The organism is uncultured Desulfovibrio sp. (assembly GCF_944324505.1).
Taxonomy (GTDB): domain Bacteria; phylum Desulfobacterota; class Desulfovibrionia; order Desulfovibrionales; family Desulfovibrionaceae; genus Desulfovibrio.
In genome coordinates this window covers 292,573-312,332 of record NZ_CALUWO010000001.1, presented here as the reverse complement: position 1 = coordinate 312,332, position 19,760 = coordinate 292,573, and the positions used below count along the sequence as shown (strand labels likewise).

15 protein-coding genes are annotated in these 19,760 nt (G+C 62.7%); 6 read left to right on the top strand and 9 right to left on the bottom strand.

All coding sequences use genetic code 11. From position 1 onward, the window contains the following. From Q0J57_RS01520 to Q0J57_RS01510, 3 genes are all read right to left on the bottom strand, one after another. The gene (locus Q0J57_RS01520) at nt 1–753 is read right to left on the bottom strand and encodes an amino acid ABC transporter ATP-binding protein (RefSeq protein ID WP_297216171.1); all 753 of its coding nucleotides are present in this window, start codon (nt 751–753) and stop codon (nt 1–3) included. Nucleotides 754–756: 3 nt separating this feature from the next. Next, nucleotides 757–1,449, bottom strand: a complete 693-nt coding sequence (locus tag Q0J57_RS01515; protein WP_297216168.1) for an amino acid ABC transporter permease — start codon at nt 1,447–1,449, stop codon at nt 757–759. A gap of 109 nt (nt 1,450–1,558) precedes the next feature. Next, nucleotides 1,559–2,299 carry an ABC transporter substrate-binding protein gene (locus Q0J57_RS01510; protein ID WP_297216165.1) on the bottom strand — a complete coding sequence of 247 codons (741 nt, stop codon included), beginning with the start codon at nt 2,297–2,299 and terminating at the stop codon, nt 1,559–1,561. Between the two features lie 161 nt (nt 2,300–2,460). Here Q0J57_RS01510 and wbaP point away from each other — a divergent pair, with 161 nt between their 5' ends. Continuing rightward, entirely contained in the window at nt 2,461–3,861 is a 1,401-nt protein-coding gene (gene wbaP, locus Q0J57_RS01505; RefSeq protein ID WP_297216163.1) for an undecaprenyl-phosphate galactose phosphotransferase WbaP, read from the top strand. Nucleotides 3,862–3,929: 68 nt separating this feature from the next. Here the strand turns inward: wbaP and Q0J57_RS01500 are convergent, their stop codons facing one another. From Q0J57_RS01500 to Q0J57_RS01475, 6 genes are all read right to left on the bottom strand, one after another. After that, the gene (locus tag Q0J57_RS01500) at nt 3,930–4,568 is read right to left on the bottom strand and encodes a DNA-3-methyladenine glycosylase 2 family protein (protein ID WP_297216160.1); all 639 of its coding nucleotides are present in this window, start codon (nt 4,566–4,568) and stop codon (nt 3,930–3,932) included. A 333-nt stretch (nt 4,569–4,901) separates the two neighbouring features. Beyond that, nucleotides 4,902–5,363, bottom strand: a complete 462-nt coding sequence (locus tag Q0J57_RS01495) for a type III secretion system chaperone (protein ID WP_297216157.1) — start codon at nt 5,361–5,363, stop codon at nt 4,902–4,904. 30 nt (nt 5,364–5,393) lie between these two features. After that, nucleotides 5,394–7,154 carry a hypothetical protein gene (locus tag Q0J57_RS01490; protein WP_297216156.1) on the bottom strand — a complete coding sequence of 587 codons (1,761 nt, stop codon included), beginning with the start codon at nt 7,152–7,154 and terminating at the stop codon, nt 5,394–5,396. Between the two features lie 324 nt (nt 7,155–7,478). After that, nucleotides 7,479–8,864: a PFL family protein gene (locus Q0J57_RS01485; protein WP_297216153.1), complete on the bottom strand. Its 1,386-nt coding sequence runs from the start codon at nt 8,862–8,864 to the stop codon at nt 7,479–7,481. A gap of 71 nt (nt 8,865–8,935) precedes the next feature. Then, nucleotides 8,936–9,790: a hypothetical protein gene (locus Q0J57_RS01480; RefSeq protein ID WP_297216150.1), complete on the bottom strand. Its 855-nt coding sequence runs from the start codon at nt 9,788–9,790 to the stop codon at nt 8,936–8,938. Between the two features lie 9 nt (nt 9,791–9,799). After that, nucleotides 9,800–10,363, bottom strand: coding sequence for an ACT domain-containing protein (locus Q0J57_RS01475; protein ID WP_297216147.1), 564 nt, complete (start codon nt 10,361–10,363; stop codon nt 9,800–9,802). 302 nt (nt 10,364–10,665) lie between these two features. Between Q0J57_RS01475 and lysS the strand changes: the two genes are divergently transcribed. The 5 genes from lysS to Q0J57_RS01450 all read left to right on the top strand — a co-directional run bounded on the left by lysS (nt 10,666) and on the right by Q0J57_RS01450 (nt 19,661). Further along, entirely contained in the window at nt 10,666–12,171 is a 1,506-nt protein-coding gene (gene lysS / locus Q0J57_RS01470) for a lysine--tRNA ligase (RefSeq protein WP_297216789.1), read from the top strand. A 6-nt stretch (nt 12,172–12,177) separates the two neighbouring features. Beyond that, the gene (locus Q0J57_RS01465) at nt 12,178–13,419 is read left to right on the top strand and encodes a lipoprotein-releasing ABC transporter permease subunit (RefSeq protein WP_297216144.1); all 1,242 of its coding nucleotides are present in this window, start codon (nt 12,178–12,180) and stop codon (nt 13,417–13,419) included. A 6-nt stretch (nt 13,420–13,425) separates the two neighbouring features. After that, complete coding sequence (locus Q0J57_RS01460; protein WP_297216141.1) at nt 13,426–14,109, top strand: ABC transporter ATP-binding protein; 684 nt, start codon at nt 13,426–13,428, stop codon at nt 14,107–14,109. Beyond that, nucleotides 14,090–16,864, top strand: coding sequence for an outer membrane protein assembly factor BamA (bamA, locus tag Q0J57_RS01455; RefSeq protein ID WP_297216139.1), 2,775 nt, complete (start codon nt 14,090–14,092; stop codon nt 16,862–16,864). The genes Q0J57_RS01460 and bamA overlap by 20 nt, the downstream gene beginning before the upstream one ends. A gap of 457 nt (nt 16,865–17,321) precedes the next feature. After that, complete coding sequence (locus Q0J57_RS01450; protein ID WP_297216136.1) at nt 17,322–19,661, top strand: N-acetylmuramoyl-L-alanine amidase; 2,340 nt, start codon at nt 17,322–17,324, stop codon at nt 19,659–19,661. Nucleotides 19,662–19,760: the final 99 nt, after the last annotated feature.

Below are 19,760 nucleotides of genomic sequence, written 5' to 3'. Positions count from 1 at the left end.
CTAGGCTCCCCCCATTTCCAGCAGCCGGGTGCAGAAATCGCGGGTGCGCGTACCACTGCCTTCGGCCAGCAGCACGTCGGGAGCGCCCTGTTCGATGATGACGCCCTGTTCCATGAACAGGATTTCGTGGGCCAGGGCGCGGGCAAAGTCCATCTGATGGGTTGCCATGAGCATGGTCATGCCGCCGCTGGCCAGGTCCTTGATGACGGCCAGCACTTCACCCACCAGCTCGGGGTCCAGGGCAGAGGTGGGTTCGTCCAGCAGAATGACCTTGGGGTCCATGGCCAGCGCCCGGGCAATGGCCACGCGCTGCTTTTGTCCGCCTGACAGCTGGGCCGGATACAGGGCCGCACGCCGGGCCATGCCCACGCGCCCCAGCTCTTCCTGGGCGCGACGCCGGGCATCCTGACGGCTCATGCCGCGCACCTTGCACAGGGCAATGGCCACATTGGCCTCGGCGGTCAGGTGGTCAAACAGATTGAAATCCTGAAAAATCATGCCGACCTGGGCGCGAAAGTCGCAGAGTGCGCGCTTGTCCTGCCGGTCAAGCACCTTGCCTTCCAGGGAAATTTTCCCGCTGTCAGGCGGAATAAGACAGTTGATGCACTGCAGCAGGGTGCTTTTTCCCGCTCCGGACGGGCCGATGAGCACCTTGAGTTCCCCGCGGGCGATGGAAAGGCTGCAATCCTGCAGAATGGGCCGGCCGCCCAGGTTCTTGGAAAGATGGGATACCTGTAATACGCATTCGCTCATAGCTTACCCCGCAGCTCCCATGCCGTCCATGCCGCTGGTGGAGTAGCCGGGTATCCGCACCCGATTTTCCAGTGCGCGCAAAAGCTTCAGCACCACGAGCGTGAGTAGGAAGTAGATGATGCCGGCAAGGGCAAAGAGGGCCAGATGTTCATGCGTCCGCTGGGCCACGGCCGTGGCACGGGACATGATTTCCTGCGTGCCCAGCACGTAGCAGACGGCCGAGTCCTTGAGCAGGATGGAAAATTCGTTGGCCCAGCCGGGAATGGAAAGACGCAGGGCCTGGGGCAGGATGATGGTGCGTATGGCTGTGCCGTCGGTCATGCCCAGGGCGCGGGCGGCACGCAGCTGCCCCTGGGGCAGGCTTTCGATGGCGCCGCGGAAAATCTGTGACTGATAGGCCGTGCTGATGCAGCCCATGACGATGCAGGATGCCAGAAAGGGGGGCAGGGTCAGCCCCGCATTGAGACAGAGGCCGTAGCTGAGAAAGAGAAGCACAAGAATGGGAACGCCGCGGAAAAACCAGACATACAGCCCGATGAGGAAGCGCAGCACCGGTCCGCCATAGGCCTGGCCCACGGCCATGGGCACGCCCAGAACAAGGCCCATGCTCAGTGCCAGGGCAACGGCGGAAACCGTTGTCAGCGTTCCCCCCAGGATAAAGGGGAGGGCGTCCCAGATGACCTGCAAAGAATTCATGTATCGCCGTCGGGTAAGAGTGCAGCGCCAGATGGCGCAAACAAGGTTCGGGCCGCCGCAGCTGCGGCGGCCCTGCCGTCATGTCGGAAGCGGCGCGGGCCGCTCCGTTTTACTTCTTGAGGTACTTGGCCTGGAGTTCCTGCCAGTAGGGATCGGCCTTCAGCTTGCGGTAGCCTTCTTCAATGAGGGCGCGCAGTTCCTTGTCGCCCTTGCGGATGGCCACGCCGAACTGGTCGGGTTCACCGTGGGTGCCGGCCTTCTTCACGGCCTTGCCCTTGGCGATGGAGTCATCGGCGGGCAGCTGGTCCATGAGGGCGGCATCAATGCGGCCATTGAGCAGGTCTTCCACAGCCAGGGGGCAGGATTCATAGAAACGCAGTTCAAAGGGATAGCCCTTTTCCTTCTGTTCCTGCTTGATGGCATCGGCTTCGGAGGTGCCGCGCTGCACGCCGAGCTTGATCTTCTTGCTCAGGATGTCAGCGGGCGTCAGCTTGGAATCGTTCCTGACCAGGAAAACGCGGGAAACCGTCCAGTAAGGTTCGGTGAAGTCCACCATCTGGCGGCGCTTTTCGGTGATGCTCATGCCGGAAGCGATCATGTCGATCTGCTTGTTGGCCAGCGCGGGCACAATGCCGTCCCAGGCCACGGCCTTGTGTTCGACCTTGAAGCCCATGGTTTTGGCAATCCAGTTGATGGAGTCCACATCGAAGCCGGCGGGCTTGCCCGTCTTTTCGTCAATGTAGCCAAAGGGCGGATAGTTGGCGTCAATGCCGTTCACATAGGTTTTGGCAAAGGCAGGCACGGCAGCCAGCAGCCCCAGCAGCAGCGTGCAGACAAAGAGCTTTTTCATGATCGTCCTCTCACTCTTGGAAAATATGATTGCCGCCGGATGACAGCAGTATCGAACATCAGTAGCAGATGCCGCCGGAAGGCGCAAGCCCTTGCCCTTGTCCCTTGCCATGCTGGGCGGAAAAGGCTACGTTCTGTGGCCCCAAATGGAAGAAATGTGCCATGTATCATGAATCCCCCCTCACGTTTTTTCTGCGCAGCATCGGTCTGCCGCCGCAGCAGCTTCTGCTCTGCATGGGCGATACGCTGACCCTGGTGCTTGTTTCCACGCTGGCCCTGTGTCTGCGTGCCCTGTTCGGCAACGTGAATATGGACATGTATATCTGGATGCTGCCCATTATTCTTTGCCTCACGCCGCTGCTGGGCTTTCTGTTCGGCCTGTACCAGACGCTGCCCCTGCCGCCGCATCGCGAGCTGCGCTCGCTGTGCCTGACCAGCAGCCTGGTCTTCGGCCTGCTGCTGCTCTATCTGTTCATGAGCAAGAGCAGCGGCAGCTATTCGCGCCTTGCCATTCTGGGCGCCTGGCTGCTTTCCCTGCTGGCGCTGCCCTGCTGGCGCTATGCCTGCCGGCGTCTGCTCTGTCGTGCCCGCTGGTGGGGCGCCCCGCTCATCATTCTGGACCAGAGCCGGCGCGGCAAGGATTTCTGGCATTACCTGCGCCGCAATCCCCAGTACGGCTTGTCGCCGCGGCATATCCTGTCCCTGCCCCGTGAACGGAATGCGCTGGTGGCGGTGCTGTCCGACAGGGCGCGCCGCACCCCCAATGCCATTGCCCTGTTTCTGCAATCCAACGACAGAACCAGTATCGAATATCTGGCACACATCAACCGATTTTTCAGCAAGACGCTGGTGGTGCCGCACTTTGGCGGCCAGTTTCAGCATTTCTGGCTCACGCCCTGTGATCTGGGCCTGCACACCGGCCTGCTGCTGCGCCAGAATCTGCGCAGCCGCTGGCGGCAGCGGCTCAAGCGGCTGGTGGACATGAGCATCTGCGTGCCGCTGGCGGCGCTGCTGCTCTTGCCCGGCCTGCTGCTGGGTCTGGCCATACGTCTGGACAGTCCCGGTCCGGCCCTGTACCGGCAGCGTCGTCTGGGCAAGGGCGGCCGGACCATCTTCATCTACAAGTTCCGCACCATGGTCAGCAATGCGGATGCGGTGCTGCACGACTATCTGGAAACGCAGCCGGAACTGCGCGCAGAATGGGAAAGGGACCAGAAGCTGCGCCATGATCCCCGGATCACCCGCATGGGACGCTTTCTGCGCAAGACCAGCCTGGACGAGCTGCCGCAGCTGCTCAATGTGCTGCGCGGCGAAATGAGCCTGGTGGGACCGCGCCCCATTGTGGACAGCGAGAAGGAAAAGTACGGCCTTGTCTACGAAAACTACTGCCGTGTGCGTCCTGGCATCACCGGCCTGTGGCAGGTTTCCGGTCGCAACAATACCACCTATGAGGAGCGGGTCTCCATGGATAATTATTATGTGACCAACTGGTCCGTGTGGATGGATCTCTGGATTCTGGGCAAGACGCCGCTGGTGGTGCTGACCGGCTACGGCGCCTATTGAGCGGCTTGCACGACACGCCCTGCCGGCGGTTCTGCTGTCTCCCGGAGGCAGCGGAACCGCTTTTTTTTTCAGCGCCCGGCTGCGGGATCGGACAGTTCGGGCAGGGCACCGCCGGCCACGGCCCAGAGATAGAGGGAGGCTGTGCTGCCGTAGGGAGAAAAGCGGCGTCGGTAGCGTTCAAAGCGTGTTCTGTCCACCTCCCGGTGGCGATAGAGCATGCGCAGGCCGCGCCGTATGCCGAGGTCGTCGTAGCTGAAGATATTCTGCCGTTGCAGGGAAAAGAGCATGAGCATTTCCGCAGTCCAGACGCCCACACCGTGCAGGCGGCAGAGGGTGTGACAGACCTGGCTGTCGTCCATGCGGCGCAGAGCGTCCACGTCCAGACTGCCCTGGACAATGGCCTGTGCCGCCTGGCGGATGAAGTCTTCCTTGCGGCTGGAAAGTCCCAGTGCCCGCAGGCTGCCGTGGGGCAGGGCCAGCACGCCGGCCGGTGTCACCTGCCCCAGCAGGCGCTCCACCCGCTGCCAGAGGGTGCGCTGCACGGCGGTGGAAACCTGCTGCCCCACAATGCTGTGCACCAGGGCGGCAAAGAAGTCGGGCATCACTTCCCGTTGCAGCGGGCCAAGGCGGGCTATGACACGGGCCAGCCGTTTGTCCCGCCGGGAAAGACAGGTCAGGGCCTGTGGCGCAAGAGGAAAAAAGGGCATTGTGGTTTCACCGTATCAGGATGTGCTGCCGCTAGGGCACATGACAGGTGCCCCTTCTTTATACATGCGGGGCAGGGTCCGGCGGCGGCACGGGGCCAGTGTGGGACCTCCCCGTGCCAGAGCGCGCATGGCTGCCGCAGCAGGACGCCGTCATGGGGCGATGCTCCCGAATCGGGGCAGCATGGGCACGGCAGCATGCCGCCAGCCCGCACAGGCCGCGCCGGGGCCGCGACAGGGGGCATGCAACAGGGGCACGACAGCGGCAGCCCGCAGCGGCTCTGCCGCGCGAACGGCCTGCCAGCTTCCCCCGGCGGTACTGCCTGCGGGCAGGCTCTAGACGCGCATCATGCCGGTCAGCATGGCCGGATCAAGGGCATCAGCCGCAGGGGCCGACGGGTCTTCCGCCCCGTCGCAGGCCAGGCAGACTTCCTGCCAGTGGGCGGCCACGCTGACGAAATTGCCCACCCAGACCCCTATATTGGCGTCATGAAGCGTGGAGAGCGGCAGCACTCCCTGCAGGGTCACGCCCGTATCCTCACGCGCTGCCAGGGTAAAGCCCTGGGTCCGGTGAAAGAAGGTATTGGCATCCAGCAGCCGGGCATACAGGGCGTCCCGTTTACGGGCGGGCAGGGGAGCCACCACGGTAAAGATCATGATCTGTTCCCCAAGACAGCGCAGGCTGACTTCAAAGTCGTCAAGCACCAGAAGGCAGGAGTCATCGTCGCGCGTACTGATGCCGGGCAGGTTCAGTTCCCTGGCCAGGGCGGCCAGCAGGCTGGTAAAGGCGGGATTCATGGTGGTCAGGCTCCTTTATGAAGGATGGTATCAGGCGTTCTGCGGCTGGCGGGCCTGTATGCGGCAGGCCGTGAGCACGCCCTGTCCGTCCGGGGTGATGGTATAGGTAAAGTCCGCATCCATGCGGGACTGGAGCGGCGTGTGATAGCGCATGGTCACATTGCCGTTGACTTCGCGGCGAACGTCGATATCCAGCGGCGAATGCTCGTCCTGGAGGACGCCGGTTATCTGGCTGACGGAGCGCATGAGGAAGGCTCCCGCCTGCCCCATGTTGAGGATGACCTGGCGGGCCTGGACATCATTGCCGCCGCAGAGCTGCCGTGCCCGGGTAGCCAGATTGGCTGACATGGAGGAAGGCTTGCCCGCATCGAAGTTCTGGCGGTCTTCAGGCGTCATGTTGCCTGTGGCCTGAATGTACACCGTCCCCACGGCGTCCGCGGGAACGCCGTAGCCGCCAAAGCTGATGGTGGGCGAATAGCCGGGCACAGCATACTGGGTGCCGCGTCGGCAAAGGTCAATGGCAAGCATATTTTCCACTTGCTGCATATCGCCCAGCCGCGTCAGCTCCGTGAGCCGTGGCGGAATGGCAAAGTCCCGGAAGGTCAGCGGCATGGGATTGCCCACGCTGGCCAGGGCCGTTTCCAGCGATACGCCGGCACAGAGCAGCAGCATGCCGTTGAAGGCCTTGGCGGGATCAGCCGAGCGTGCCATGAACATATCCTGGAGCTTGTTGCTCATGGCCCAGTTGAAGTCGGGCTGATCGGCATCGGCCAGATTCTGCGGCATGGCTTCATGAAAGCAGCCCTGCCACAGGGTTTCACGGCTGAGAGGCCCCTGGGGCTGCTGGTTGCGCATTTCCGGCAGGCGCTGCATGGCTGTCATCAAAAGGCCGAGATTGCCCTTTACTTGCAGCTGGGAGGCCAGCATGGCCATGTCCACCGCATGCTCGTGCGGAACAACGCTCATGGCATCTCTGAGCGTGGCGTCCTGTAACGCAGCCTTGTCATAGGCAGCGGCAAAGCATTGCAGGGGGAGCGGGTCCGCAGAGGAAAGCTCCTGGAAGAGGGCGGCAGGGGTGATCTGTCGTCCGCTGGCGCTTTCTTCCTCCAGCATCCTGTCCATAAGCTGTCCCAGCTGATTCTTGATGTCGCCCGCAATGCCCAGCTTGGCGGCGCAGGCATCCAGTGCGCTGTCGCGATTGATCTGCGGGTCAATGCCACAGCGCAGATAGTCCGCCGGGTGGGATTGCAGGGTCTGCATGCTCACGGTCTGGGCCAGGTCCGTATAGGTCAGGAGCTTCTGCGAGCCGGCGGCCAGCTGGGTGATGGCCCGCTCGAAACTTTGCCGCAGGGCCGGCGAGGGCTGAAGATGGTTGGCCGTGCAGAACTGGTCCAGGGCATGGTCCAGAGTGCGGGTGTCCCCCTGGACAGGGCTACCCAGCAGAAAGTGTCGCGCCAGGTCGGCATTGGCCCGGCTCATCTCCTGGGAGAGGGTGGCCGCCTGTTGCAGAATATCACGGGCATTGCGTGCCTTGAGCGATCGGCCATGCTCTCTCACGGTGCGCAGCTGGGGCGACAGGGAGTCGGCAATGGTATCGCCATAGGTGGCGCGGATGGAGCCAAGAAAGGCTTCGGCCGAGGCCCGGCAGGTGGCCTTGCTGGTAAAAAGGCTGCCGAACCTGCCCACGGTCTTGAACGTGCCGTCCTGATTGGCAACAATTCTGTCATGCTTGCCGGCAACGTTCATCATCTGGGTCAGAGAGGCAACACTGTTGTCAATGGAGCGGACCATGGTTTTCCTCCAGAAAGGCCTCGCAGGGGCTTTTGCAGCGCGGCACGGCGTGCCGGCGGGAGTGGAAGAAGCTGGCAGCGGGAAACGGGCGGGCCGTTGTGCGGCGTTCGGCCTGTTTCTTCGCAGACCAGACGGAATGTCTTGTCTTTACCCCTGCAAACCGCATGCCATGCTGACCCGGCACAGGGATGCCGCCCCGGAGCAGACGCCGGCCTACTGCCCGGCGATGTTCGGTACGGGAAGAGGGCTTGCGGCAAAGGACCTGCCGGAGGGGAAAGCCGCGGGGAACAGGGAACGCCGGGGCGGCCTGTTCCCCGCAGGGGATCAGTTCTTCAGGCTGTGGATGGGCGCCGGAATGCGGCCGCCAAGGCCGATGAAGGCCGTGGCATCGCCGCGCGGTACGGGAATGATGGCTGCCTTGCCCAGCAGACCGCCGAAGGAGACTTCCTCGCCCACACCCTTGCCGGGCACGGGGATGACGCGCACGGCCGTGGTCTTGTGATTGATCATGCCGATGGCCATTTCATCGGCAATGATGCCCGAGATGCTGGCTGCGGGCGTATCGCCGGGGATGGCGATCATGTCCAGCCCCACGGAGCAGACGCTGGTCATGGCTTCCAGCTTTTCAAGGCTGAGCAGGCCGGAGGTGGCCGCAGCCTCGATGCTGGAGTCTTCGGAAACGGGGATGAAGGCGCCGGACAGGCCGCCCACGGAGGAGGAGGCAAAGGCGCCGCCCTTTTTCACCGCATCATTGAGCATGGCCAGCACCGCCGTGGTGCCGGGGGCGCCGATGCTGGAAAGTCCCACGGACTGGAAGATTTCCCCCACGCTGTCGCCCACGGCCGGCGTGGGCGCCAGGGAAAGGTCCGCCACGCCAAAGGGCAGGTTGAGGCGATGGGCCACCTCGGTACCGATCATTTCGCCCACGCGGGTCACCTTGTAGGCCGTGCGCTTGATGACTTCGGCCACATCCAGCAGGGTCATGGGCTGGCCGCGTTCGTTGCGGCCGTGTTCCAGGGCGCGGTCAATGGCCTTCTTGACCACGCCGGGGCCGGAGACACCCACATTGATGACCACGTCGGGTTCGCCCACGCCCAGATAGGCCCCGGCCATGAAGGGCACATCCTGCGGAATGTTGGCAAAGACCACCAGCTTGGCGCAGCCGATGCCGCCGCGGTCGCGGGTGGCTTCCGCCACCTTCAGAATCTGCTGTCCCATGAGGGCCACGGCGTCCATGTTGATGCCGCTGCGGGACGAGGCCACGTTGATGGAGGAGCAGATGCGGTCCGTGCAGGCCAGGGCTTCGGGCAGGGCTTCGATGAGGGCGCGGTCGCCCCGGGCAAAGCCCTTTTCCACCAGGGCGGAAAAGCCGCCCAGAAAGTCCACGCCGGCGTCCTTGGCCGCCTCGTCCAGGGCACGGCAGATGCGCACCATGCCGTCCGGGCCGAAGGGGGCGCCCACCACGGCAATGGGGCTGACACTGATGCGCTTGTTGACCACCGGAATGCCGTACTTGTCGCCCACCTCGTCGCAGACGCTCACCAGCTGGGCGGCGTAGCGGCGCAGTTTGGCGCGTACATTGTCGGTGAACAGGCCCAGGTCATGGCTCACGCAGTCAAAAAGACTCACGCCCAGCGTGACGGTGCGCACATCCAGGTGTTCGTTGCGGAGCATGTTCAGGGTACTGGTGACTTCGCGTTCGGAAAGCATGGTATCTCCCACGGGGCGTCATAAGGACGCCGCTGGTTTCTGTTGTCTGTGTGGAGCCGTGCGGGCTGGCGCTACCACACAAAGGGGGAAAGGTCCCGCATGGCCTGATGCATCCCCGCTGCGGCGCCGGGCGGGCTGCCGCTGACGCAGATGAGCAGGCAGAGCGCCCGGCCGTCAGCGGCCAGGGCCAGATGATGGTCCGCATCGGCTTTCCAGTGCTGCCCCTCCCGGAAGAGGTCTCCCCAGAGGGTCGTCATGACGGCATGCAGGCTTGCTGCATCCAGCCAGGCTTCGCTGCGGGGCAGAATGGTCACGAGCAGTTTTTCCCGACGGTCTCCCACGGTCACGGTGCGAAAATAGGCGGTGCAGCCCAGTTCCTCGGCCTTGGTCCGCCCCTCGGGAGAAAAGCTGCCCAGATAGCGGGACGGGGCCGCCGGCGCCGCCAGCAGCGCTTCGGGGATGGCAAAGCGGCCGGCCAGGGCCGCCAGCATGGGGGCTGCCTCCTGCCGGCGCAGCGTGCCCAGAGCACTGTCCGCCGTCAGGGTGAACAGGGCCGCTTCCGTGCCATGTCTGCCGGGCGCGAGCAGCACAAGGGCCTGTGCGCTGCTGTGTACCTGCGCCTGGTCCATGCGGCGCCAGCCGTCGGGAAGGCGGCGGCTGTCAGGGGCCGCGGCAGGGCAGACCGTGAGGCGAAACTGTCCGTCCGTCCGGCCGTAGCGCCGGCAGTTCCGGGGCAGATCGCCGGCCGGCTCCGTCTGCCAGCCCGCCGGTGGCGTCACATCCAGCGCCGAAAGCTGCTTCGGGGCGCCAGGGGCCGCGTCCGGGACTGCGGTGCCCGCCGGGACGGCCCGCCCCGGGCCGGGCAGCAACAGGCCCAGAAACAGCCCCAGAAGCAGGCCCGGCAGCAGCGGAACAGCATGCCGCATGCGCGTGCTCTAGAAGGGCGCCACGCGGTGCACGGCCTCGAAAATATCGCGGTGCTGCACGCTGACACGCAGGTCGTGATTGCGGCCCTCCACCACCAGTTCGCGGCGCAGGCGGCCCAGGTCCACATCCTCCGGCACCATGACCTCAAAGACAAAGAGGGCATGCTGGCTGCCCCCCTCGCCCAGAATGGCCTTGAGGCTTTCGATATTGATGCTGTGCTGGGCAAAGATGCGGCTCATGGCCGCGATCTGTCCGGGATGGTCCGGGCCGTCGGCCGAGACCACAAAGGGCTGGCAGGCAATGCCCGTGCCCCATTGGCCTTCCACGGCCGGACGCACCAGGACGGAAAGGTCCAGGCCGGCGTCCTTCAGGCCGGCGAGCATGCGCTGGCGCAGGTCCTCCTGCTCGAGGTCTTCCGGGGCCAGCACAATGAAGATGGCGGCAAATTCTCCGCAGAGAATGGTCTGCGTCACTTCCACGATGTTGCAGCCGCTCTGGCCGAGAATCTGGCTGACGGTCGATACGGCGCCGGGGCAGTCCCGGCCCAGAAAGGAAATGGTCAGTTTTTTCATGTGATCCTCTGATAAATGATGGAAACAGGGACACTATGGCGTATAGACTCGATAAAGACAAGCGTACACACGGCCTGCCGGGCCGCAGAAGACGCCGTTGGCAGGGGACAGCCCCGTTCCGGCCGGCCGGACGCACGCCTTGACGGATGCCTGGCCTTGGACTAGGCTGCTGCTTCATTTATTCTGACGCGAGTTCTGCCCGCCTGTTGAGGAGATGTGCTGTGGAAGAGAGGGAAAAGAGCCTTCGCAAGCCGAAGGTCAAGCTGAACACCAAGTCTGCCCATGCGGCCTATTTCATGCCCATGCTTGAAGGTCTCGCCAGCCGTGACGACCTGAACGAGGTGGTGAAAAACCGCGTGGTCAAAGCCTGTGACCTGCTGGACGCCGGCGTGCCGCTTTTTCCCAATGATTTCCGCAAGGAACACGCCGTCATTGAAGTGCTGGACCGCTTCGGCTCCCTGGAAGGGGAGGCTCTGGACAGAAGCGGGGATGTCTTTGCCCTGGCCGGCCGCATTGTTTCGCTGCGCAGTTTCGGCAAGGTGGTCTTCTTTCATCTCCAGGATCAGACGGGGCGCATCCAGTGCTATGCCAGCCGTCAGGAGCTGCCGGAAGAGGTCTTTCTGGTGGTGCGCAAGCTGGATGTGGGCGACATTGTGGGGGTGTCCGGGCATCTGTTCCGCACCAAGACCGGCGAGCTGACCATCTCCTGTCGTCAGCTCAAGCTCATCACGCGCTCCATGCGGCCCCTGCCGGAAAAGTATCACGGCCTCAAGGACATGGAAACGCGCTATCGCCAGCGCTATGTGGACCTGACCGTCAATGAGCGCGCGCGGGACATTTTCCGCAAGCGCAGCCTCATTGTCAGCGAGTTCCGCAATTTCCTGCAGGAAAAGGGCTTCATGGAAGTGGAAACGCCCATGATGCAGCCCCTGCCCGGCGGTGCCACGGCGCGGCCCTTCATTACCCATCACAATGCCCTGGACTTGCAGCTCTACATGCGCATCGCGCCGGAACTGTACCTCAAGCGGCTGCTGGTGGGCGGTTTTGAAAAGGTTTTTGAACTGAGCCGCAACTTCCGCAATGAAGGCATTGATACCCGCCACAATCCCGAATTCACCATGTGCGAATTCTACTGGGCCTATGCCACCTTCCACGATCTCATGGATCTGACCGAAGAGCTGTTTTCCCGCCTGGCCCAGAAGGTCTGCGGCAGCACCATCATCACCTATCAGGGCCAGGAAATCGACCTGACTCCCGGCCACTGGAAGCGCATGACCTTCCACGAGTCGCTGGAACAGGTGGGTGGTCACAGCCCCGCATTCTATACCGATTACGGCAAGGTCAAGGCCTACCTCAAGGAGCACGGCGAAAAGGTGGCCGAGGGCGAGGAGCTGGGCAAGATGCAGGCCAAGCTCTTTGACCTTGACGTGGAGGAAAAGCTCATCCAGCCCCATTTCATCTATCACTACCCCACGGCCATTTCGCCCCTGTCGCGCCGCAATGACCAGAACCCGGACATTACCGACCGCTTCGAGCTGTTCATGACCGGTCGGGAAATGGCCAATGCCTTTTCGGAACTCAATGACCCCATGGATCAGCGCAGCCGCTTCGAGGCGCAGGTGCGCGAAAAGGAAGCCGGGGACGACGAGGCCCACTGCATGGACGAAGATTATCTGCGTGCCCTGGAATACGGCATGCCGCCTGCGGCGGGGCAGGGCGTGGGCATCGACCGCCTGGTCATGCTGCTTACGGACTGTGCCTCCATCCGCGAGGTCATTCTCTTTCCGCTGCTGCGGCCGGAGTACTAGGCGACGATGGCATCCTCCTTTGCCCTTTTCGTGGCGCGCCGTTACCTCTTTTCGCGCCGCAAGCAGACCTTCATTTCCGTCATCTCCGTCATGTCCATTCTGGGCGTGGCCCTGGGAGTGGGGGCGCTGGTGGTGGTGCTGGGGGTCTACAACGGTCTGACCACTGATATGCGCGACAAGATTCTGGGGGCCAATGCCCACGGCATCATCATGTCCTATCAGCCGTCGGCCTTTCAGAATACGCCGGATCTGCGCCAGCAGGCCCTTGCCGTGCCCCATGTGACCGGAGCCACGCCCTTCATCTACACCGAGTGCATGGTGTCGGCCAATGGCGGCGTCAAGGGCGTGGTGCTGCGCGGGATTGATCCCGATACGGCCCCGGAGGTGGTCACCATGCTGGGCAAGCTGCGCAAGGGCAGCGTGCAGGCCCTGCGGCCCTCCGGCGAGGATGACCTGCCCGGCATCATCATCGGCGAGGAGCTGGCCAAGCGCATCAATGTGCTCATGGGCAGCCGCCTCAATCTGCTCACGCCATCGGGCAAGAAGGGCAGTGCCGGCTACCAGCCCAACATCAAGCCCTTCAAGGTGGTGGGCACCTTCAAGACCGGCATGTTCGAATACGATTCCTCCCTGGCCTTCATTGACCTGGACGAGGCGCGCGCGGTACTGGGCCTGCCGGACGGCTTTCTGACGGGCATGGAAATCACGGTGGATGATCTTTTCCGGGCCGATGCCATTGCCGCCGACCTGGCGGAACAGATCGGCCCCCCCTTCTACGTGCGCCACTGGATGGAGATGAATGCCAATCTCTTTGCGGCTCTCAAGCTGGAAAAGGTGGGCATGTTCATCCTGCTGGCCATGGTGGTGCTTATCGGTTCCTTTTCCATTGTCACCTCCCTGGTCATGCTTGTCATGGAAAAGACACGGGACATTGCCATCATGATGTCCATGGGCGCCACGCGCCGCATGATCCGCAACATCTTCATGCTGCAGGGCACCATCATCGGCGCCGTGGGCACCCTGCTGGGCTATGCCATGGGCCTTTCGCTGGGCTGGGCACTGCGCGAATACCGCTTCATCAAGCTGCCCGAAAATGTCTACACGCTGGACCACCTGCCCATCATCATCACCTGGTCCGACGTGCTCCTTGTGGGGGCCAGCGCCATGCTGCTCTGCTTCCTGGCCACGCTCTATCCGGCACGGCAGGCATCCCGCCTTGTTCCGGCCGAAGCCCTGCGCTACGAATAAAACATCATGTCCGAATTGTATCAGTTTGTGGGAGTGGCCAAGCGTTTCAGCGGCCCGGAAAATCTAGAGATTTTCAAGGATATCAATCTGCTTGTCCATGAGGGGGAGTCTCTGGCCATCGTGGGGGCCTCCGGTTCGGGCAAGTCCACCCTCTTGCATCTTATGGGCGCTCTTGATAGTCCAACAGAGGGAAAAGTCCTCTTTGATGGCAGGGATATGGCCTGCATGACACCTGACGAAAAGGCCCGCTTCCGCAACAAGACGCTGGGCTTTGTCTTTCAGTTTCACCATCTCCTGCCCGAATTTACTGCCGAGGAAAACGTAGCCATGCCTGCCCTGGTGGCCGGCCGCGACCGTGGCGAAGCCCTGTCGGAAGCCCGCATCATGCTGGAGCGTGTGGGCCTGGGGCATCGCTGCGGCAGTTCGGTGCCCACCATGTCCGGGGGCGAGCGGCAGCGCGTGGCCATTGCGCGTGCCGTGCTCATGCGTCCGCGGGTTCTGCTGGCGGATGAACCCACGGGCAATCTGGATGAAGCCACCGGGGCACAGGTGGGCGCACTGCTGACGGAATTGAACAGAGAACTGGGAATGACTCTCGTGGTGGTCACGCACAATAACGAGCTTGCGGCCACCATGAACCGCAGTTTGGAACTCAGAGCGGGGATACTGTATGAAAAAACGTTTGCGTAACCTGCTGGCGCCGGTCTGGGTGCTGGCCTTCATGCTGACAGTGGCTGTCGTGCCGGTCCATGCGGCCGGGCAGACGGTGCTGGTTTTGCCCTTCCAGGCCCATGCCGGGCCGGAAATGCCCAATGCCGCGCAGGATGTTCCGCAGCTCATCTGTGATCAGCTGGCCCAGAACGGCTTGCAGGTCATTCCCATGGACAAGTCCCGAGCGCTCTTTACCCGGGGCGGCACAGGCTCCATCGACCTGGCGGAAGCCCGGCGCCTGGGGCGTGCGGCCGGGGCGGACATGGTGGTGTACGGCAGCTTCAATCAGCTGGGGGACGGTTTTTCCCTGGATACCCGCCTGGTTCCGGTGAAGCAGGGGGAGGCCGTTCCGGCCACCTTTGAACGGGATTCCCTGCTGGCGCTGGGTGAATGTGCCGGCACGCTGGCCAGCCGTGCGGTGGGTGTGCTGCAGGGCGGTACGGCGCTTCCGGCCACGGGACAGGCGGCAGCGCCTGCGGCGGCGCCCCTGTCCGGCAATGACACGCCGGACTTTGTGCCCATGCAGGGGGGCGGACGCATGATCAGCGATGTGCAGGTACGCGGCCTGCAGGTGCTGGACCCTGATGTGGTGCTCATGCGGCTGACCGTCCGCAAGGGCGACAGCCCCGACGCCAATGCCATCAACGAAGAAGTGAAGCGCATCTGGGAGATGGGCTATTTCAATGACGTGCAGGCCACCATGGAAGGCAGCGTACTCGTCTTTACCGTCAGCGAAAAGCCGCGCATCGAGAACATCATCGTGGAAGGTTCCGACGAGGTGGATGCCGATGACGTGCTGGCTGCCATGGGTACCAAGAGCGGCAATGTGCTCAACGAGCAGCTCATTTCCGACGACCTGCAGAAAATCAACGAACTGTACCGCAAGGAAGGCTATTATCTGGCCAAGGCCAGCTACCGCCTGGAAGAACGCCGGGGCGGCAAGGGCGCCGTGCTGGTCATTTCCGTGAAGGAGGGCAACAAGCTCTACATCAAGGAAGTGAAGATCGACGGCGCCAAGGAACTGGACCTGGACGAGCTGGACAAATACATGGCCCTCAAGCCGCGGGGCATTCTTTCCTGGTTCACCGGTTCCGGGGTGCTCAAGGACGAGTATCTGGAACGTGATACCAATGCCATTGCCGCCTTCGGGCTGAGCAAGGGCTTTGTGGACATTCAGGTTTCCGCGCCGGATGTGGAATACCGGGATGACGGCATCTACATCACCTTCCTGGTGAGCGAGGGCAAGCGTTACAAGGTGCGCGACGTCAAGTTTGGCGGCGATGTCATCGACAGCGAAGAAAACATGCTCAAGCAGGTGCAGATGGATGACTGGCGTGACGATGAGGGCTATTTCTCCGTCACGGTCATGCAGGAAGACAGCAAGCGCCTGACCAATTTCTATGCCGATCAGGGCTATGCCTTTGCCGAGGTGGATACCCGCATCCTCAAGGTGGATGGCGAGGAACCCCTGGTTGATGTGGGCTATCAGGTCAACAAGAAGCAGAAGGTCTTCATTCGGCGCATGACCGTGGAAGGCAATGTGAAGACCCGCGACAACGTCATCCTTCGCGAAATGCGCCTGGGTGACGGTGATATGTACGAAGGCGCCAAGTTGCGCCGCTCTACCGAACGCCTGAACCGCCTGCGCTACTTCTCTGCCGTGGACATGGAACTCATCCCCACGGATAAGGAAGACGAGGTGGACCTCAAGGTCAAGGTCAAGGAGGCCAATACCGGCGCACTCATGGCCGGCATCGGCTATTCCACCTATTATGACGTGGGTGTGTCCGCATCCATCATGGAACGCAACCTCTTCGGGCGCGGCTACTGGTTGCAGTTGCAGGGCTTCTTCTCCTGGCGCCGCACGTCGGGCACCCTGTCCTTCACCAATCCCCGCGTCTACGATACGGACCTGAGCATCGGCAACGACCTGTACTACATCTATGACTACTGGGATGACTTCACCAAGGAAACCGTAGGCGATACTATCCGCCTGTCCTATCCCATCGGCGAATATACCTCCGTGGGCCTGGGCTACCGTCTGGAACGCTACTATCTGTCCGACGTGGAAGAAGATGCCTCGCCCTACATCCGGGACTACAAGGGGACCAACTGGACCAGCGCCATCAGCGCCCGCATCCTGCGTGATACCACGGACGCCCGCGACCGGCCCACCAAGGGTACCATTGCCCGTCTCTGGGCGGAATACGGCGGCGGTGGCCTGGGCGGCACGGACAACTTCATCAAGGCCGTGGCCGACTGGCAGGGCTTCTGGTCCATCACGCCCGAGCACACCTTCCATGTGCGGGCGCGCGTGGGCGGCGTTTTCCAGAATACCGACAGCCGGGTGCCCGTCTTTGAACGCTTCTGGATCGGCGGTATGGATACCATCCGCGGCTTCTCCTATACGGACCTGTCCCCCCGCGACAAGGACTATGGCGATGACCACATCGGTGGTGACCGCATGGGGGTGCTCAACCTGGAATACGTGTGGACCTTCCAGAAGGATATGGGCCTTGCCCTGGTGCCCTTCATTGATGCGGGCTTCAATATTGACCAGAAGACGCAGGGCAATGATATCTATGACAAGATCGCCTATTCTGCGGGCCTGGAACTGCGCTGGCGTTCGCCCATGGGTGACCTGCGCATTGCCTACGGTATCCCGCTCAGCGAAGACTACGATGGTGAACGAGAGCCGGGACGGCTTGAATTCAGCATGGGGCAGTTCTTCTAGGCTGTAGTGATCTGCTGTGTCGCAGGGCGCCTCCGCAAGGGGGCGCCCTTTTTGTATGTGGGCTGAACCGCAGGCTGTCCACCGTATGAGGAGTGCAGAAGAAATTATTCTCTAGAAAAACTTTAGAAAATGACAAAATCTCTTCTAAATACTGTAGTGCTGCAAAAATATCTGTTGTCGCTGCCATTTTATGGCAGCAAAAAATGCGTATAACAGCAGATTAAAAATCCTCATAAAAAAATTTTTTATATATCACGCCACCTTGCCAATTCCCCTGCGAGACATGCTGGACAGAGCTGTCCCTTCTGCTTTATGTTTTCCAAAACAGTACATATTCTGGAATGCGTGGCGCCCTGTCGCGGAACAGCCCCGGCAGCAGCCCGTCCGCAACGTTCAGGCAGGCCGTGCCCGTTATTTCCTACCTGTATCCGCCGTTTCCCAGGGAGCAGAAGATTCTATGAGCCGCAGCCGTCAATCCCACCCGGCATCCGCCGCACGAGTCCGTTCCCGCGCCCCGCTGACGCCGCTGCGTCGTCTGGCGCCGCCGCTGGCCTTTATGTGTGCCCTCATGGCGCTGGTGCTGCTGTGCTACGATGCCGGCTACAGCGCGCTGCCGCCCGTGGAGAAACGCTATGCCGATGCCAAGAGCCGGGGGGAAAGCCTGCTGCTGGATGCGCGGCGTTCACAGCAGCGGGAGCCCTGGGAAAAACTGGCGGAGGAATTTTCGGCCATTTACCAGAGTGATACCGACTGGCCCAACCGTCCCGCAGCCTTGTATCGTTCGGCGGAGAGTCTGGAGCAGCTGGCGCGGCGTTCCTTTGCGGGCAGGGATGCCCGCCGGGCCGTGGAGCGTTACGAGGAACTTGCGCTGCGTCATGCCGACAGCCGACTGGCCGATGATGCCCTGTACCGGTCAGCGCTTGTGCATGCGGAACTGCTCCGGGACAGGAAGGGCGCACGGGCGGTCCTGGATCGCCTGCTGCGGCAGTATCCGCGTGGCGACATGGCGGGAAAGGCCGGCAGCCTGCGCGACAGGCTGACGGCAGCTGCGGAAGACAGCACAACTATAGCAGAGTCCGGCAGGACTGCCGCCACGGCGACGGAAGAACCTGCGGCGCCGTCTCCGCGTCCGGCGGTGACGGCCGCAGCAGACCCCATGCGCGACTATGCGGCAGCCAAGGAAGACATGGCGGCCCTGCAGAAGGACGAGCAGCGGGCCTGCTGGCGCGAACCCTGGGAAAAGCTGGAGGCACGCTTCCGTGCCGTGCATGCGGCCCGGCCTGCGGACACCATTCGTGCCGGTGCGCTGTATCGCGCGGCCTTCTGCCGCGAGGCGCTGGCGCGTTGTTCCCATCTCGGGCGCGAATATCGCGAGGCCGTGGCCATGTATCGGCAGGTGGCGCAGGAATTCCCGCGCAGCGCGCTGGCCGATGATGCCCTGTATCAGGCCGCCGTGCTGGCCGCGCACCGCCTTGACGATGTGCCGCTGGCCCTGGAGCTGCTGACCACTCAGGGCCGGAAGTATCCCCACGGCGACATGACCGCCAGGGGGCGGGAACTGCTGGCCGAGCTGGACCAGACCGGCCATGATAGCCGGCGATCTTCCGGTCGCCAGGCGGCTTCCCGGCCGGAATTGCAGATGCTGTCCTGGGATTCCGTGAGCAAGAACAGCGTGCGCGTGGTGCTGGAACTCAACGGTCCGGCCCGCTATGAAACGCGCCTCATCCGGGCGGGGAAAGATACGCCGGCCCGGTTGGTGCTGGAAGTGAGCGATATTGACGTGGTGCAGGATGTGCGCCGTGGTGTGAAGGTCAATGGCAGTCTGCTCAGCAATGTGCAGGTCCGGCCCCACGGACGCGGTGCGCGCATCGAGCTGACCTTCCGGGAGGTGGCCCGCTTCGATACCTCGCTGGAAGAAAACCCCTACCGCATCGTGGTCAGCGTGGCTGCCGGAAAAAGCCGCCTGCCGCGCATGGACGCGGGTGGCACCGACGTGGCCGAGGCCCCTTCCGGGCAGCAGGCGCCGGCGCGCCGGGTCCGCTCCCTGCAGGTCTGCAATATGGCCAGCCAGCTGGGACTCACGGTGCGGCGCGTCTTCATCGATGCCGGGCATGGTGGCAAGGATCCCGGCACGTCGCACAACAAGGTGGTGGAACGCGCCATTACCCTGGACATTGCCCAGCGCCTGGGGCGCCTGTTGCAGGCCAATGGCCTGGAGGTCAGCTACAGCCGCACCGACAATACCAGTGTGGGACTGGCCCAGCGTACCCAGCTGGCCAACCGCCGGGAAAGCGACATCTTTGTGTCCATTCATGTCAATGCGCATGACAATGCCTCGGCGCGCGGTTTTGAAACCTATTTTCTGGATTTTGCCAGCAATCCCGAAGCGGCCCGCGTGGCTGCCCTGGAAAATGCCCGCAGCGACCGCCGTCTGGGCAATATGCAGAACATGCTGGCCGATGTCATGCTTAATGTGCGGCAGGACGAGTCACGGCGTCTGGCCGGGGACATTCAGCGCCTGACCATTTTCCGGCTCAAGCGGCGCGGCTATACCGTGCGCAACAATGGCACGCGGTCCGCTCCCTTTCATGTGCTGCTGGGGGCCTGCATGCCTGCCGTGCTGGTGGAGGTGGGCTACTGTACCAATCCCGATGAGGCCACCCGCCTGCGCAGCGAGAAATACCGGCATGCCATTGCCGAGGGACTGGCCGAGGGCATCCTTGCCTATCGTGACCGGCTGTCCAAGCGGCATACGGCGCACAATGCGTTGACGGACGAGCAAACAGGTGCTATGTGATAACCGCTCTCAGCCCGCATATCACGCGGGATGCGGGCCTGTACTGTGCACAGGACAAAGGCGACCTGCCGGTCGTGCTGCGTAGACATAGTTGACCTT